The organism is Natronolimnohabitans innermongolicus JCM 12255 (assembly GCF_000337215.1).
GTDB classification, from domain to species: domain Archaea; phylum Halobacteriota; class Halobacteria; order Halobacteriales; family Natrialbaceae; genus Natronolimnohabitans; species Natronolimnohabitans innermongolicus.
In genome coordinates this window covers 1-15,077 of the sequence record NZ_AOHZ01000003.1, presented here as the reverse complement: position 1 = coordinate 15,077, position 15,077 = coordinate 1, and the positions used below count along the sequence as shown (strand labels likewise).

The following is a 15,077-nucleotide window of genomic DNA, read 5'->3' as shown; positions in this document are numbered from 1 at the left end:
GCGGGCGCGGGACGCGGAGTCGAAGCCGCTCGTTCCCGGGAGACGAGCGTGCGACGGGCCGGAGCGACGCGCAGTGCCGGTCGGGACGTGAAAAGCGCCGTCAACCGGCATCCGGACAGACGGCGCCGCGCAATAAAAAGTCAGCGGTCGGCTCCCGCCCGCCGCGTCGCGAGATTACAGTCGGCGGTCCCGAAGCGCGGGAAACTCCTCGCGAACGCGTGCGACTGCCTCGAGGTCGAGGTCGGCGACGACGAGCGTCGGCTCGTCGCTGCTCGAGGCGAGCGTCGTCCCCCAGGGGTCGTAGACCGTCGAGCGGCCGAGGAGGGTCGCGTCGGCGTCGTCGAACCGTCCCGAGCCGTTGATCGTCGCGACGAACGCCTGGTTTTCGATCGCGCGCGCTCGCGAGAGCGTCTCCCAGTGTTCGATTCGCGGATACGGCCACGCGCTCGGGATCAGAAGGAGCTCCGCCCCGTCGTCGATCAGCTGCCGGTAGAGCGCCGGGAACCGGAGATCGTAGCAGGTCGTCGCACCGATCGTAACGCCGGCGACGGTGGCCGTCTCGATTCGCTCGCCGGGGACCAGCAGCTCCGACTCGGCCGACTGGTAGCCAAAGAGATGGTGTTTTCGGTAGACGAGCCGTCGCTCGCCGTCGGCGTCGAACAGCGCCGTCGTGTTCGCGAGCCCCTCGTCGGCCGGCCTCGCGGCCGACTCGGTCGCTGCCAGGTCCTCGACGATGCTCCCCGCGAGGACGGCGACGTCGCGTTCCGCCGCCGCCTCCCGGATCCGCTCGAACGTCTCCCCCTCGAGCGGTTCGGCCAGCCGTTCGTAGCTATCGAACGCGAAGTAGCCCACGTTGAACAGTTCGGGCAGGGCGACGAGATCCGCGCCGCGTTCGGCGGCGCGACCGATCGCCTCGAGCGCTCGGTCGACGTTCGCCTCGACGGCGGTCGGTTCGACCTCGAGTTGGGCCAGCGCGAGTCGAAGCGTCCGCGATTCGGCGGTCGATTCGTTCCCGTTCGTCGTGTCCGTCGTGGGTGTGGTATAGTCGCTCATCCGTTCACCGCTCCGACGCCGTCGACCGGAGGTCGGCCTCGAGCGCGCGCTGGAGGTTCCGCAGTTCGCCGTCCAGGTTCCGCTTGAAGAACTTCTCGACGCCGGGGAGCTTTCCGTCGACGGTAAACCGGTTCTCGAGGCGGCTGCCGTCGTCGGTTTCGACGATTTCGTGTTCGCCGGTGACGTTCAGTACCTTCGAGCGACCGACGAACTCGACGTACGACGGCGGGTCGCGCGTGACGTCTTCGGTTTCGACGGTGACCGTCTTCCGAACGAGCGGGATCGGCAGTTCGACGTGCCAGGTGACTTGTCGGCCGGCCGGGTCGTTGGCCGTGTACTCCTGGACGACGCTGATCGCCTGCGCGCGGTTCTCCGGATCGGCGATGAACTCCCAGACGCGTTCGGGGGGTGCCGACAGTTCGAACGACCGGTCGACGCGTACAGTCATAGGCCTATCTCCGGGAGTCTGCGATAAAAAAACCGCGGACCGGACTGTTCGGCCGGAGCCGACTTCCCGCACCGACACCGAGCGGGGTGGCGCCGAAGACGCGGCAGTCGCGGTCGGCGACCTAGCTCAGGGTGACTTTCCACGTCGTCGAGCGGGCACGACCCCACTTTTCGATGTCGACGTCGTCCGATTTCTCCGCGAGGTGGGGGAGTCGGGCGCCGACCTGTTTCGACGAGAGTCCGATGGCGTCCGCGATGTTTTTCGCCCGGAAGTACTGTTCGCCTCGGGCGGCGCTCTCTCGAAGATGTGAGAGAATTCGCTGCTCTTCGTCGGAGTAGTCGGTCATCGTCCGTGGAGGGGCTAGGGCGTCGTCGCTCTTAACTGTTAAGCGTGCAGTCTCGGTTCACCGGTTCGGGTGGTGGTTCGAAAGCGAGCGAGCGCGGACGAATGGGCTCAGTCCCAGTAGATGTGGATGCCGACGACCGCGAGTGCGCTGAAGATCATCGCCGCGGCGAAGCCCCAGGCGGCGGTCATATCGGGTGCGCCGATAAACATCAAGATCGCACCGATCGCAGCGACCGCGCCGAGCGCGAGCGCCAGTCCAACACCCATGTCCGTCGATGACTCGGTTTGCGTGGCCATAGCGGGGGGTTGTTCCCGGTGTCTCTTAATAGCATTCATTCACCGTCGGTGATCAGAGCCGACCGTTCGGCCTCGAGACCGGCGAACTGTTGCCATCGCCGCTGCTGCCAGCGTTGGATTCGCGTCTACGCCGAGAACTATGCTGCCGCAAATCGGTGGTCGTGGATCGGAAATCGCGTCTCGACACTCGAGGGGCGATTTTCGAATCGGCCGGCGGTCAGAACCGATCGGTTCGGCCGGCGGCGGCCCACGGGTTCGTGGGCGCGTCGCGTGGAACGCGAACGGTCCGCTGTTGCTGGGCGCGGATCCGACCCGCGAAGGCCCACCGCTTGTCGTCCCACGTCTCCTCGCTGTCGGCCGCCGCCGCGGCGACCGCGAGCGCGTGATCGTGGAGGTGCGCGCCGATGGCGGCGGCGATCGCGGCGGACTCCTCGTCGGTCGCGTCGTCCGGCAACTCGAGGTCGACGTCGGCGGGGAGTCCAAGCGACGCGGACGCCTGCTCGCCGACGGCCGCTTGGTCGCTCGCGTCGGATTCGGCGGCGGCTCCACTCCCGCCGTTGCCATCGGCCTTGCGTTCGACGTTCGATTGATTGGCGGTCATGCGCTTACAGCGGGATGTTGCCGTGTTTCTTGTCCGGGTTCGACTCGCGTTTCGTCTCGAGCATCTCGAGGTCGGCGATCAGACGCGGGCGAGTCTCGGTTGGGACGATGACGTCGTCGAGGAAACCTTTGTCCGTTGCAGTGTACGGGTTGGCGAACTCCTCGCGGTACTCCTCGATGAGTTCCTCCCGCAGTTCGTCGGGGTTGTCGGATTCGGCGAGTTCCTCGCGGTAGAGGATGTTGACCGCACCCTTCGGCCCCATGACGGCGATTTCGGCGGTCGGCCAGGCGTAGTTGACGTCGGCGCCGAGGTTTTTCGAGGCCATCACGCAGTAGGCGCCGCCGTAGGCCTTCCGCGTGATGACGGTCAGCAGCGGGACGCTCGCCTCGGAGTAGGCGTAGAGCAACTTCGCGCCGTGGCGGATGATGCCGCGGTGTTCCTGGTCGGTTCCGGGCATGTACCCCGGCACGTCGACGAAGGTGACGATCGGGATGTTAAAGGAGTCACAGAAGCGGACGAACCGCGAGGCTTTCATCGACGCGTCGACGGTGAGGGTGCCGGCGTTGACCCGCGGCTGGTTCGCCACGAGGCCGACCGAGCGCCCGTCGAGGCGGCCGAAGCCGACGACGATGTTCTTCGCGAAGTTCTCCCCGACCTCGAAGAACGAGCCCTCGTCGACCACGGAGTCGATGACGTCGGTCATGTCGTAGGGCTTTTGCGGGCTGTCGGGAACGATCGACGTCAGCGCGTCGTCGCGGCGGTCGGGATCGTCCCAGGGTTCGACCCGCGGCGGGTCCTCGACGTTGTTCTGCGGGAGGTACGAGAGCAGGCGCTTGATGTCGTCCAGGGCCTGTTCCTCGCTTTCGCAGGCGAACTGGGCGACGCCGGTCTTGCCGGCGTGGGTCATCGCACCGCCGAGTTCCTCGTGGGTGACCTCCTCACCGGTGACAGTCTTTGTGACCCCCGGGCCGGTGATGTACATGTGGCTCGTGTCTTTCACCATGAAGATGAAGTCCGTGATCGCCGGGGAGTAGACCGCGCCGCCGGCACACGGCCCCATCGTCGCGGATATCTGGGGGATGACGCCGCTCGCTTCCTGGTTGCGGCGGAAGATTTCCGTGTAACCGGCGAGGCTTTTGACGCCCTCCTGAATGCGGGCGCCGGCGGAGTCGTTGAGGCCGATAACCGGGGCGCCGACCTCCATCGCCATATCCATCACCTTGCAGACCTTCTCGGCGAAGACCTCCCCGAGCGAGCCGCCGAAGACCGTAAAGTCGTGAGCGAAAACGAAGACGGTGCGCCCGTTGACCTCGCCGTACCCCGTGACGACGCCGTCGCCGGGGATTTTCTTCTCTTCCATCCCGAACTGGCTCGTCTGGTGGGTTCGAAGCTGGTCGAACTCCGTGAACGTGCCCTCGTCGAGGAAGTAGTCGATCCGCTCGCGGGCGGTCATCTTGCCCTTGTCGTGTTGCTTCTCGATGCGGTCCTCACCGCCGCCCAGGCGAGCCTCTTCGCGCAACTCCTCGAGTTCGTCGATGCGGTCCTCCATCGTCATGCTGGGAACACCCCTGTCTGTCTCATACGACCTTCTGTGATGACCAACAGGAAAAGGATTCCGTAATACCTTCACGATTAATAACCAGACGAAAACAAACGACCCGGCAGTGATGTCGGTTGTGTGAAAATCGTTTCAACCACATTCCTAACATATCTACGGAAATCTGAAACGGGCGAGCATCGGTGGCTATCCCCGATCCGAGGGAGAGTTTTGGCTTCACGAAAAGTTATATGTGTCCACTCTTTCAAAGAGTGGGGTATGGCTCAACGAGAAACATGGGCAACACGTACAGGATTCATCCTGGCCGCCGTGGGTAGCGCGGTCGGGTTAGGAAACATTTGGCGATTCCCGTTCGTCACCGGTGAAGGGGGCGGGGCCGCATTTCTGTTGGTCTACCTTCTTTTCATCGCACTGGTTGGATTCCCGGCAATCCTCATGGAGTTCGTCATCGGACGAAAAACCGAACGCAATCCGGTGGGTGCGTTGCTCAAGTACGGTGGGAACGCCTGGAAGTACGTCGGTGGGGTCTTCATCATAACCGGATTCGTTATTCTCTCGTATTACAGCGTCATCGCCGGCTGGTTCGTTCGATACTTCCTCGAGGGATTCCGCGACAGCTACGGGGGTCACCTCGAGGCCTACGGCGAGGCGGGGGCGATGTTCGGCGATCTGACCGCCGGACTGGACGCGTTCCTTCTCCACACGGTGTTCATGATCGCGACGGTCGGCATCGTCGCGCTCGGAGTCCGCCGCGGGATCGAACTGGCCGTGAAGGTGATGGTCCCCGCGCTGATCGTCCTGCTCATCGGCCTGTCGGTCTGGGCTTTCACCCTCCCCGACGCCGGTGCCGGATACGAGTACTACCTCTCGCCTGACTTCGGCGTGATCGCCGACGAGTGGACGGATATTCTGCCGGCTGCCGCCGGACAGGCGTTTTTCACCCTCTCGCTCGGGATGGGTGTCATGATCACCTACGCCTCCTATCTCGGCGAGGACCGGAACCTGGCGAAAGACGGCGCGACGATCATCGGCTTCGACACCGGGATCGCGTTCCTGACTGGCCTGCTCGTCTTCCCGGTTCTCTTCAGTGCGGGCGTCGATCCCGCTGACCCCGGACCGTCGGTGATCTTCATCTCGATGACCGAGGCGTTCGCGGACGTGACCGGTGGTCGACTCCTCGGCATCGTCTTCTTCGGTACCGTCGCGATCGCCGCACTCTCGAGTGCGATCTCGCTGCTCGAGGTCGTCACATCGTACGCGATCGACGAGATAGGAATCGATCGGTGGAAGGCCGCCGTCGGCATGGGCGGTGCGATCTACCTGCTCGGCGTCCCGGCTACGTGGGACATCATCTTCATCGACCTGCTCGACTACTTCGCCGACTCGATCCTGCTGGTTCTGGGCGCGCTGCTGCTCGCAATCTTGGTCGGCTGGGTCGCTCCACAGGTCGCCGTGGACGAACTCGAGAAAGGGATCGGCGATCTCGGCGGTCTCGGTCAGGCCTGGATCTGGGCCATCCGCGTCCCGATCATCATCGTGCTGATCGTCTCGCTGTACCTCGGCCTCGTTGAGTACGCCGAGTTCCTGAGCGGAGACTTCGCCGACTGGCTCGACGCGAACCTGTAACGATCTGAGCGCCTTTTTTCACGCCTCGCCGTAGACCGGCACCGCCGCACCGCTCGTGACCGCGGCCCCGTCGCTACAGAGAAACGCCATCACGTCGGCGATCTCGGCGGGGTCGACCCACGCGTCGTGGTCCGCGTCGGGCATCATCTCCCGGTTCATCGGCGTGTCGATGACGCTCGGCATGACGCAGTTGGCGCGGACCGTTCCCTTGTTTTCCTCGGCGATAGTTTCGGTCAGCAGCCGAATGCCGGCCTTCGTGATTCGGTACGGGCCGTCCCCCTCGCCGCCCTCGAGCGAGGAGCGCGCGCTGATACTGACGATCGCGCCCTCGCTGTCCCGAAGGTGCGGAATGGCGTGTTTCGACGCCAGAAACGCCGTCTTCAGGTTGATATCGACGAGCGACTCGAACTCCTCGAGGTCGGTCTCCGCGATCGGATCGCCGCCGCGCCAGGTGCCGGCGATGTTCAGCAGGTGATCGAGGCGGCCGTGGTCGTCGACGACGGTCTCGAACAGCGGTTCGACCTCGTCCTCGTCGGTGAGATCGGCCTCGTAAAAGTGGACGTCCGCGTTCGAACCGACGTCCGTCTCGAGTAGGCTGTCTTCGTCGTCGGGCGCGCGCACGTCGACGGCACAGACGGTCGCACCCGCGTCTCGAAACCGTTCGACGGCGGCACTGCCGAGCGCGCCGCTCGCGCCCGTGATCACGGCGACGGTGCCGTCGAAATCGACCGCGTAGTTGGATTGGGAAGCCATACCAGACACTGCAACGTCCCGCCGGATGAATGCCTCGGGCGCGCCGATCCCAACGGGCGGATCGGCCGGGGCCCACCGTGGTGATACCGTCTGTGAGTCGTGTCGGCAGTTCGAGTCTATCGCCGCGTCGTCAGGGCGTCATCGGCGGCAACGCGGCCCGCTCGAACCAGAATTCCGCGACCGATTCGACCATCTCGGTGTACTCGATCGGATCCGTCGGCTTGGTCAGATAGGCGTTGGCCGCGAGCGTGTAACTCTCGAGGACGTCCTCGACGGCGTTCGAACTCGTCAGGACGAGCACGGGGATCCGCCTGAGCGTCGTGTCGTCCTGGATCGCATCGAGGAACTCGAGACCGCCCATTCGCGGCAGGTTCAGATCGAGGAGGATGAGATCGGGCAGCGACGACGCTCGTTCGTCGCGCTTGCTCGAGAGTTGGTCGAGCGCCTCGTCACCGTCGGTTGCGACGTGGATCGTCGTCTCCGTCGGCAGTTGCTTGAACGCTTCCTCGGTCAGACGAACGTCGCCGGGGTTGTCCTCGACGAGAAGGATATCGATCGGTTCTGAAAGTCTCTCGTTCATTGAATGTCACCACAGCTACTTGTATCGGCGGGGACCGCGAAGCTCGCGTCAGCATTCGGGACTGTGATCGACCTATCCTAGTTGGAGAGCCGATTTAGTCGTAGTTGCTAAAGTCTTTGGAGGTCGGTAGCTAATACGTCGAAATCGTGCAATAGGGTCGTCATACGCACCGATATCGTTCATCGGATCGAACATCGACCGTAGCGAGCCACTGAAGCCGATCGACGCCGTTGTTGTATCGAATGCGACTGATCGCTCACCGCGGATTTGCCGCGACGGCTCCCGAGAACACTATCGGCGCGATCCAGGCCGCCGCCGAACACGCCGACGCCGTCGAGTTCGACGTTCGACGCTGTGGCTCGGGCGAACTGGTCGTCATCCACGACGAGACGATCGACCGGGTCACCGGCGGCGTCGGAACGGTCGCCGACAGCAGCCTCGAGGAGCTCAAAACCCACACGGTCCTCGAGTCGGGCGAGCGCGTGCCGACGCTCGAGGAACTGCTCGAGGCGCTGCCGTCGGGCGTCGAGGTCAACCTCGAGATGAAGGAACTCGGAATCGCCGCGGACGTGCTCGCGGCGATCGACGCGTCCGGGATCGACAACCGCGTCGTCACCACGTCCTTTCTTCATCCCGAACTGCGAGCGATCCGAGAACTCGACCGCGATCAGCCGACGGGCTTGCTCGTCAGCCGCCGCCTCGAGACGCCGGTCACGACCGCCGTCGAACTCGACTGCGACGTCATCGGCGCGAACTACTGGCGCTGCCTGACGACGAATCTGGTTCCCCGGGCGAAAACCGTCGACCTCGAGATTCACGCCTGGTCGCTCGAGCGCCGGCTGACGGCGAAACTGCTCGAGTGGCGCGGCGTCGACTGCATCTCCGCGGATCGGCCGCTTCGCGTCTAACGCTTGCGCGGCGACGTCCGCTACGCCCGTTACGCCCCAAGGACGGTCACCGTCACGGTCCGGGTCCGCGGCCCGTCGCACTCGAGCACGAAGATCGACTGCCACGTCCCGAGCGCCGGCTCGCCGTCGGAAACGGGAATCGTTACGTCCGGCCCGACCAGCGCCGCCCGCAGGTGCGAGTCGGCGTTGCCGTCCAGTTGGTCGTGTGCGTGTCCCTCGTCGGGGACGAGGTCGCCGAGGAACGTCTCGAGGTCGCCGCGCAGGCGCGACTCGTTTTCCTGGACGAGCAGCCCTGCCGTCGTGTGGCCGACGAACGCCGTGACCGTTCCGACGGCGAGGTCGTCGGGCACGAGGTCGGCGATGCGGTCGGTGACGTCGACGGTCGTCAGTCGGTCGTCGGTCTCGACGGTGAACGTCTCCTGTATCGGCGTCGATGCCATACGTCTCCAGACGAGCGCCAGAACCCACTGCGTTGCGGTCCCAGAGCGACACCAGCGACACAGATGCGAGCGAAACCGTCGTCGCGTCCATCGCGTTTTTGCCCGCGAATTACCGGAGTGGCGGACAGTAAGCTGATTTCGGAATAGACGACTATAGTGTGTCAGATAGTATCACGCCATATGGGGGCGAGATGCACACTGTGCCGACGCACGATTCCGGACCGCTCGATGCAACGATGGTGTTCGTGCGGGTGGTGTATGGATCCCAACTGCGAACGAAACCACGAGTCGTTCTGTCCGGTTCACGGGACGGAGCGCTGGATCGGCGCGGTCGAACTGTGACCGCGTGAGCGACGCCATCCACCGCTCGCCACCTACTGCGTGGTCAACTGATCGAGCGCCCACCGCGCGCGCTCGCGAACGTCCGGGTTCGGGTCCTCGTAGGCCAACCGCTCGAGTCGGGTCGTCGCGGCCTCGAGTTCGGCGTGACCGATCGCGACGCAGGCGTTTGCCCGCACGCGGTCGTAGTCCTCGTCCTCGAGGAGGGTGAGCAGCGCCCGCTGTGTGTCCTCGAGGTCGGCGTCGGTTCCCGACGCCACGCGCGCGAGGGCGACGGTCGCGTTGGCCCGCGTCTCGGCGTCGTCGTGCTCGAGCGCGGTCGCGAGGTCGTCGGTGGCGGGTTCGACGACCGCGGGGTGTCGGCGGGCGACGTCGGCCAGACAGCCGACCGCGTTGCGCCGCAGCGACGTCTCCTCGTGGTCGACGAGCGTTCGGGCCGGTTCGACGAACGCGGACGCGGGGGTCGGTAACGAGACCCCCGTTCGGGCCAGCCGTCCGAGTGCGGAGAGGACGACCACGCCGTTTTCCGTCGGCGTCGCACACAGAGCGTCGACGAGCACCGGAACGGCCGGTTCGATCGTCGACGGCTGCTCTCGAGAGAGGTGATCGAACACGCGCAGGCCGTGGCGGTCGTAGCCGGGCCGCTGCTCGAGGACGTCGGCGAGCGTCGACGCGTGACCGGCGAGGGCGGTCGGCTGGTCGGCAGCGACCGTCTCGAGACAGCGAAGCAACTCACCCGTCGCGTCCGTCGACGGGTTGTCGGCGACGAAGGCGACGATCGCCTCGGTCGAGGGGGCGACGTCGGCGGTCGATTCGACCGCGAGGTCGGCCAGACAGCCCGCGACGAGTTCGTGACACTCGAGGGAGTCCCGGGCGAGCAGGCCGCGGAGCTTCGGGACGGTCGGGAGACACGCGTCCGGTCGGTCCGCGATAGCGCGACGGATCGTCTCGACCGCGTCTCGCTGTTCGCTCGGTTCGTCCGCGTCCAGCTGTGCGAGGACCGAGGGGAGATCGAACGCGTCGCCGTCGGGACGCACCCGTTCGATCGCCTCGCCCCCTTCCCCATCCATGATATCCCGAGGATGTAGGATGGAGACCAAAAGCTTTCCGAGAGTTTTCTCCAGAGAAGAGCGACACGAAAGGGTGAAGCTGCGGGTTATCACGCTCAGGCGAGCCACTCGTCGGGTTTCGTGTCGTAATCGACGTCGTCCGCGGCGAGGTGGTCGACCTCGTCCCACGGGACGTCCTCAACGGTGACCTCGCCGCCGTCGTATCGGAGGAGCTTGCCCTGTTCTTCGGCCTCGGGCTCGCGGTTGCGGCGCTTGGCGACCTCGATGTCGTGTTCGTTGACCTCTTTGACGATGGTCAGCAGGTTCACCGGCCGCCCCCAGAGTTCGAAGATTCGCTTCAGGGTCTCTCTGGCCTGTCCGAGGTCCAACATCACGCCGTTGTACTGGTGGCCCAACAGGAGTTCGTTGGCGTTGTTGTAGTTGCCGTCGTAGACCGCGATGGTCGGCTTCCCGAAGTTGGTAAACTGCAACAGCAGCTTCTTCTTGACGTCCTCGGCGGCGTCGCTGGCGACGTGGAACTGACCCGTCGCCTTCGAGTGCTCGTAGGTGAAGTAGTTGTTCTCCGTGATGAACTCCTGGGTCAGGAATTCGTCCAGGAAGGTCACGTCGTTGTGGCTCTCGCGGATGTCGAACATCCGGTCCCAGCCGGCCGTGAACTCGACGTCCGCGAGCGCCGCCGCGACGCTCTCGTAGCGCGCGTCGTCGAAGAGGTACCGCCCGATCTGTTCTAAGTCGTTCTGGCTCACCCGGCTGAGAAATCCGCGGTGCTGGCGCTTGACCAGCGAGTAGTGTCTGCGGGCCAGCCCCTCGTAGGTGAGGACCTTCCACGGGTAGGCGTCGACGTCGATCTCGCCCTCGCGTGCCGCCTCGAGCGCGTCGCGGTCGACCCACTCCGCAGGAACCTCCTCGAGCGCGTCGAGCGTGTCGGCCGTGATCGTCTCGAGCGCCTCGGGCGCCTCGAGTTCGTCGAGCACGTCGTCGAAGTCGACGACGTCCATCAGGTTGCGCCAGGAGATGCCCTCGACGCGCAGCAGGTTCTCAAGGACCTGTCGTCGGTTGGTACGGTTCTCGACGTACTCCCAGAGCTCCATGCCGAGGCTGTAGGGGTTGAGTCCGCCCGAGGCGAGGACTTTCGCCATGTGGTCGGCGTAGTTCACGAACTCGTCGTCGCCGGCGAAGACCTCGTCGGTCATCATCGTCGACTCCCAGTAGGCCGCCCACCCTTCGTTCATCACCTTCGTCATCTTCTGGGCGGCGAAGTAGTAGGCCTCCGCGCGCATCATGTCCAGAACGTCGCGTTGCCACTCCTCCATCTCGACGGCGCGGCCGGCCTCGTCGTCGTACTGTTTGCCGTGTTCGCGTACGAACGCCAGCACGTCCTTCTGGGGTTCTTCGGGGAAGGTGACCGACTCGTCGGCCTCCTCGAGTTTTTCGAGCCACTCCTCGTCGAACACTTCGCCTTTCACCTCGTCGGAGAGGCCGAGTTCGTCTAACTTCTCGGCGATGTCGTCGTCGAGGTCGTCGATCGGCCCGTCGACGTCGAGGCGGCGCTCGAAGACGCGGTGCTGGTCGATGTTGTCCTCCAGCGAGAGGCAGTGGTCGATCCACTTCTCGACCTCGGCGCGGTCGATCTCGGAGTCGGACATGTAGTCGTCGATCGCCCTGGCGTGGCGCTCTAACATCGCCGCGGCGTTGACCTGATCGTCGTCGGAGCGGCCGCTGGTGAAGAGGCCGAACCACTCGTTGTTCGCGAAGAAGTCGGAGTGGGCCTCAACGTGGGTGATCACCGCCTTCTGGTCGGCGATCGTGTTCGACTCCTGGAGGAAGGCGTGGGCCGGATTGTCGTTGTTGACGATCTCGAAGGCCTTCCCGCCGCCGTACTGGCCCTGTTTTTGCTGGCGGTCGTACTGCATGCCCCACCGCCAGTGGGGGTAGCGACTTTGGAAGCCGCCGTAGGCGATGAGCTCGTTCATCTCGTCGTAGTCGATGATCCAGTACTTGACGGGGTAGGGATCGAGGCCGAGTTTCCGGGCGAGGTTTCTGGCCTCGGTAACCGGTTCCTCGAGTTCGCCCGCGATCGCTTGCTTGCGGAATCGGTCGGCGTTGGAGTTGGTCTTACTCATGGTCGGGTACTGTCACTCGTCGTCCTCGCTCTCCGTCGAGAGGATCTCGTAGATCGCGTCGGTCACGTCCGCTTTGCCGTTGACGTACGCCACGGCGACGTCGTCGGCGTCGGTACCGAAGTGGCGCTCGAGTTCCTCCGCGTGGGTCGCGTTGATAGCGTTGCCGCTGGGTTGGGTCTCGACGTAGGCGTGGAGGTTGGCGTCGATCTCCTCCATCATCGGGATCACGCGCTCTTCGGTGTCGTTGCTCGAGTTCTCGGAGTCGCCCGCGGCGAAGACGTAGCGGTTCCAGTCGCTCCAGGGGTACTCCTCGAGCAGTTCGTTCGCGAGTTCGTACGCGCTCGAGATCTTCGTCCCGCCGCCGCTGCGGATGCCGAAGAAGTCGTCGCGCTCGACCTCCCAGGCGTCTGCGTCGTGGGCGATGTAGACGAACTCGGCGTTGTCGTACTTGCCCTGGAGGTACCAGTCCAGCGGCGTGAAGGTGCGCTCGACGAGTTCGCGTTTCTTTTCGCGCATCGACCCGGAGACGTCACGGATGTTGACGACGACGACGTTCTTCTCTTTCTCCTCGATGATCTCGGGGTGGCGGTAGCGCTCGTCCTCTCGGCGGAAGGGGACCTGCTTGATCCCCTCGCGGCGGATCTTCTGCTGGACCGGTTCGCGCTCGACGTTCTCCTCGACCGCCTCGATGGAGTCCCACGTGCCGCGCTCGTCGTCGGGAACCTCGCTGTGGGCCTCTTCGACCCAGGCCATCGAGACGGGGAGGTTCTCGCCGCGGGCCCACTCGAAGACCTCGCGGGGTTCGATGCCCTCGACTTTACAGAGTTCGCGCAGGAACTCCTCGTCGAAGTCCATCGCGAGCTTTCGCTTGAGCCCCTCCTTGAACATCCGCTCGAAGTCGAGCGTGCTGTCGGGCCCCGTCCGCGTCATATCGGTGAAGGGGCCTTCCTTCTCCTCGACGACTTTCTTGCCCTTCGGATCGAGGTCCAAGCCGAGTTCCTCGTCTAACTCCTCGGCGAACTCCTCGGGATCCATCTCGTAGTACTCGTGCTCGCCGCCCTCTTCGCCCGGTTCGCCGTCTTCGTCGCCGTCGCCGTCACCGGGCTGGGGTTGGGGCTCGCCGACCGGCTGTCCGGGCTGGGGCGTGCCGTCCTCGCCCTGGCCGACGCCGCCCTGGTCGCGCTGGTCGTACGCGAACTCCGGCAGCGAGACGATTTTGACGGGGATCTGGATGTCCCCGTTCCCCTCGCCGCGCAGGTCGCCGTACTGGATGAAATCGGCTAAGTCTTCGCGGCGCTCTTCGCCCACCTCTCGGAATCGCTCGAGGTCGTCTCTCAGTCCCATGATCGTCCCTCGCAGTCTGTGATCAGTCCCATCGGTAGCTCACCTGTCCCATGACGTGTCTGCTGGTCAGTTCGGCCGAGGCCTCGGAGTAGTCGAACTCGGAGACCATTGTCTCGATCGTCTCCTCCTTGACGGACTCCGTCTCCGTCTCGCTCGGCGGATCGTCCCACTGGCGCGGGTCGAAGTCCTCGAAGGTTCGCTGGACGTCGTCCCAGTCGTGGCTCTCGAGGACGGACTTGATCACCGGAATCGCCGTCAGGTCGACGTCCTGCACCGAGAAGTCCTCGTCGCGGTGTTCCCACGCGTGGCGGTTCAGCGACGTGATCACCTTCTCGCGCCGGAAGTTCCGGACGCTCTCGCGGGGAAGGTTCCCCTCGTACTCGCTTTCGGAGAAGCGCCCGAGGTGTTCGATCTCGAAGAGTTTCATCTTCAGCGGATCGGGCTCGACGCGCTCGCCGCGGTCGTTGTACAGCGGTTCGTCGGTCTCCCAGGCGTAGACGTGCTCGACGTACTCGGCGACGGTCTCCTCGTCGACGCGTTTGTCGTGCATGATCGCCTCGATGACGTCGTGTTCCTGGCGGTCGAACAGGTAGTTTTTCACGGGCACGATGCGGTTTTCGAACTCCGAGCGCTCGCCCGTCGAAAAGACGGGCGCGTCGGCCAGCCCCTCGGCCATCGCGTTCAGGACGTCTCGTGGCATGACGACGTCCTCGACCGGCAGATCGGCGTGGTGGCGGTCGCGGTCGGTCTGGAGCAGTTCCGCGAGCGTGTCGCGGGTGTAGGTGACCGGGATGCCGTGCTCGCCGTCGTGGGCCTCGCCGTCGAAGTCGAACTCGTCTTTCTCGCGGCGGGTGTCGCCTTCCTGAAGGTAGCCCTGGTCGTAAATCAGCGCCTTGTCGACCAGATCCAGCCCGTTCGGGAGGTTCTCCTCGTCGAGCCGAGAGACCACCGCGTACAGGGCGGCCGCTTCGATCGCGTGGGGTGCAAACTCCCGGTCTCTCGTCTCGCCGTCTTGCTCTTTGACCGCCACGGTCACCGGCTCGCGGATCCGTTCTTCGAGTTCGTCGTAGCTGTCGGCCTCCCAGACCTCCGTCTCGCCGGTCAGTTCCCGGCGGATGAGTTCGGTCTCGAGGCTCAGGTTCGTCAGATAGCCGAACTGGTGTTTATCGAGGCGTCGCTTGAGCGCCTTCAGCGGGTCCATGCCGTTGCGGTCGGCGTGCTGGTTCAGTTGGGCCTCCAGATCGGGGTTCGAGATGATCAGCAGCTGGCTGTCGACGTCCATCCCGATCCCCTTGTCGAGTTTGACGGACTGCTCGTCGGGGACGTTCAGCAGCTTCTGGAGCAAGTCGGCGTGCTGGGCCGCGTCCTCGACGATGGTGAGAACGCCGTTGCCCTGGGAGAGAACGCCGTCGTAGCTAAACGCCTGCGGGTTCTTTCGGCCGCGAGAGTCGAGTTCCTGGAGCATGCCGTGCATCCAGGAGCCGACGAGTCGCTCCTTGGGCGGTCCGTCGTCTTCGCTGTGGAGGACGCCGACGCCCTGGCCGACATCGACGACGTAGTTCTTGACTCGCAGGCTGTCTCTTATACACATC

General features: G+C 64.7%; 15 protein-coding genes. 2 read left to right on the top strand and 13 right to left on the bottom strand.

From position 1 onward, the window contains the following. Positions 1-174 precede the first annotated feature (174 nt). The 6 genes from C493_RS00710 to C493_RS00685 all read right to left on the bottom strand — a co-directional run bounded on the left by C493_RS00710 (position 175) and on the right by C493_RS00685 (position 4,293). Complete coding sequence (locus C493_RS00710; protein ID WP_007257461.1) at positions 175-1,053, bottom strand: carbon-nitrogen family hydrolase; 879 nt, start codon at positions 1,051-1,053, stop codon at positions 175-177. A 4-nt stretch (positions 1,054-1,057) separates the two neighbouring features. Then, positions 1,058-1,501 carry an SRPBCC family protein gene (locus C493_RS00705; protein ID WP_007257460.1) on the bottom strand — a complete coding sequence of 148 codons (444 nt, stop codon included), beginning with the start codon at positions 1,499-1,501 and terminating at the stop codon, positions 1,058-1,060. Positions 1,502-1,622: 121 nt separating this feature from the next. Further along, positions 1,623-1,847 carry a DUF7123 family protein gene (locus C493_RS00700; RefSeq protein ID WP_007257459.1) on the bottom strand — a complete coding sequence of 75 codons (225 nt, stop codon included), beginning with the start codon at positions 1,845-1,847 and terminating at the stop codon, positions 1,623-1,625. A 107-nt stretch (positions 1,848-1,954) separates the two neighbouring features. After that, the gene (locus tag C493_RS00695; protein ID WP_049889057.1) at positions 1,955-2,143 is read right to left on the bottom strand and encodes a DUF7525 family protein; all 189 of its coding nucleotides are present in this window, start codon (positions 2,141-2,143) and stop codon (positions 1,955-1,957) included. A gap of 217 nt (positions 2,144-2,360) precedes the next feature. Beyond that, positions 2,361-2,744 (bottom strand): hypothetical protein, encoded by a 384-nt coding sequence (locus C493_RS24000; protein ID WP_007257457.1) that lies wholly within the window; start codon positions 2,742-2,744, stop codon positions 2,361-2,363. Between the two features lie 4 nt (positions 2,745-2,748). Beyond that, on the bottom strand, positions 2,749-4,293 hold the full coding sequence (locus C493_RS00685) for an acyl-CoA carboxylase subunit beta (RefSeq protein WP_007257456.1): 1,545 nt from the start codon (positions 4,291-4,293) through the stop codon (positions 2,749-2,751). 267 nt (positions 4,294-4,560) lie between these two features. Between C493_RS00685 and C493_RS00680 the strand changes: the two genes are divergently transcribed. Further along, positions 4,561-5,928 carry a sodium-dependent transporter gene (locus C493_RS00680; protein ID WP_049889056.1) on the top strand — a complete coding sequence of 456 codons (1,368 nt, stop codon included), beginning with the start codon at positions 4,561-4,563 and terminating at the stop codon, positions 5,926-5,928. A gap of 18 nt (positions 5,929-5,946) precedes the next feature. Here C493_RS00680 and C493_RS00675 read toward each other — a convergent pair whose 3' ends face one another. After that, positions 5,947-6,681, bottom strand: coding sequence for an SDR family oxidoreductase (locus C493_RS00675; protein WP_007257454.1), 735 nt, complete (start codon positions 6,679-6,681; stop codon positions 5,947-5,949). A 130-nt stretch (positions 6,682-6,811) separates the two neighbouring features. Then, positions 6,812-7,261, bottom strand: a complete 450-nt coding sequence (locus tag C493_RS00670) for a response regulator (RefSeq protein WP_007257453.1) — start codon at positions 7,259-7,261, stop codon at positions 6,812-6,814. A gap of 242 nt (positions 7,262-7,503) precedes the next feature. Here C493_RS00670 and C493_RS00665 point away from each other — a divergent pair, with 242 nt between their 5' ends. Continuing rightward, complete coding sequence (locus tag C493_RS00665; RefSeq protein ID WP_007257452.1) at positions 7,504-8,169, top strand: glycerophosphodiester phosphodiesterase; 666 nt, start codon at positions 7,504-7,506, stop codon at positions 8,167-8,169. A gap of 29 nt (positions 8,170-8,198) precedes the next feature. On the opposite strand, the gene C493_RS00660 is transcribed toward C493_RS00665, so the two are convergent. The 5 genes from C493_RS00660 to C493_RS00640 form a co-directional block, all read right to left on the bottom strand. After that, a complete protein-coding gene (locus C493_RS00660) occupies positions 8,199-8,609 on the bottom strand; it encodes a secondary thiamine-phosphate synthase enzyme YjbQ (protein WP_007257451.1) in 411 nt (136 codons plus the stop codon). Between the two features lie 374 nt (positions 8,610-8,983). Beyond that, complete coding sequence (locus C493_RS00655) at positions 8,984-10,018, bottom strand: HEAT repeat domain-containing protein (protein ID WP_007257450.1); 1,035 nt, start codon at positions 10,016-10,018, stop codon at positions 8,984-8,986. Positions 10,019-10,113: 95 nt separating this feature from the next. Then, on the bottom strand, positions 10,114-12,141 hold the full coding sequence (locus C493_RS00650) for a SpoVR family protein (RefSeq protein ID WP_007257449.1): 2,028 nt from the start codon (positions 12,139-12,141) through the stop codon (positions 10,114-10,116). A 12-nt stretch (positions 12,142-12,153) separates the two neighbouring features. Further along, complete coding sequence (locus C493_RS00645; RefSeq protein ID WP_007257448.1) at positions 12,154-13,485, bottom strand: YeaH/YhbH family protein; 1,332 nt, start codon at positions 13,483-13,485, stop codon at positions 12,154-12,156. A gap of 22 nt (positions 13,486-13,507) precedes the next feature. Continuing rightward, the coding region (locus C493_RS00640) for a serine protein kinase PrkA (protein ID WP_007257447.1) at positions 13,508-15,077 on the bottom strand (1,570 nt) is incomplete at its 5' end.

What these genes read in the sequence shown, in the direction of transcription:
- C493_RS00665 (WP_007257452.1), top strand. Translation starts at nt 7,504, where the DNA reads ATGCGACTGATCGCTCACCGCGGATTTGCCGCGACGGCTCCCGAGAAC.
- C493_RS00705 (WP_007257460.1), bottom strand. Translation starts at nt 1,501, where the DNA reads ATGACTGTACGCGTCGACCGGTCGTTCGAACTGTCGGCACCCCCCGAA.
- C493_RS00695 (WP_049889057.1), bottom strand. Translation starts at nt 2,143, where the DNA reads ATGGCCACGCAAACCGAGTCATCGACGGACATGGGTGTTGGACTGGCG.
- C493_RS00700 (WP_007257459.1), bottom strand. Translation starts at nt 1,847, where the DNA reads ATGACCGACTACTCCGACGAAGAGCAGCGAATTCTCTCACATCTTCGA.
- C493_RS00685 (WP_007257456.1), bottom strand. Translation starts at nt 4,293, where the DNA reads ATGGAGGACCGCATCGACGAACTCGAGGAGTTGCGCGAAGAGGCTCGC.
- C493_RS00680 (WP_049889056.1), top strand. Translation starts at nt 4,561, where the DNA reads ATGGCTCAACGAGAAACATGGGCAACACGTACAGGATTCATCCTGGCC.
- C493_RS00650 (WP_007257449.1), bottom strand. Translation starts at nt 12,141, where the DNA reads ATGAGTAAGACCAACTCCAACGCCGACCGATTCCGCAAGCAAGCGATC.
- C493_RS00655 (WP_007257450.1), bottom strand. Translation starts at nt 10,018, where the DNA reads ATGGATGGGGAAGGGGGCGAGGCGATCGAACGGGTGCGTCCCGACGGC.
- C493_RS00710 (WP_007257461.1), bottom strand. Translation starts at nt 1,053, where the DNA reads ATGAGCGACTATACCACACCCACGACGGACACGACGAACGGGAACGAA.
- C493_RS00645 (WP_007257448.1), bottom strand. Translation starts at nt 13,485, where the DNA reads ATGGGACTGAGAGACGACCTCGAGCGATTCCGAGAGGTGGGCGAAGAG.
- C493_RS00660 (WP_007257451.1), bottom strand. Translation starts at nt 8,609, where the DNA reads ATGGCATCGACGCCGATACAGGAGACGTTCACCGTCGAGACCGACGAC.
- C493_RS00675 (WP_007257454.1), bottom strand. Translation starts at nt 6,681, where the DNA reads ATGGCTTCCCAATCCAACTACGCGGTCGATTTCGACGGCACCGTCGCC.
- C493_RS24000 (WP_007257457.1), bottom strand. Translation starts at nt 2,744, where the DNA reads ATGACCGCCAATCAATCGAACGTCGAACGCAAGGCCGATGGCAACGGC.
- C493_RS00670 (WP_007257453.1), bottom strand. Translation starts at nt 7,261, where the DNA reads ATGAACGAGAGACTTTCAGAACCGATCGATATCCTTCTCGTCGAGGAC.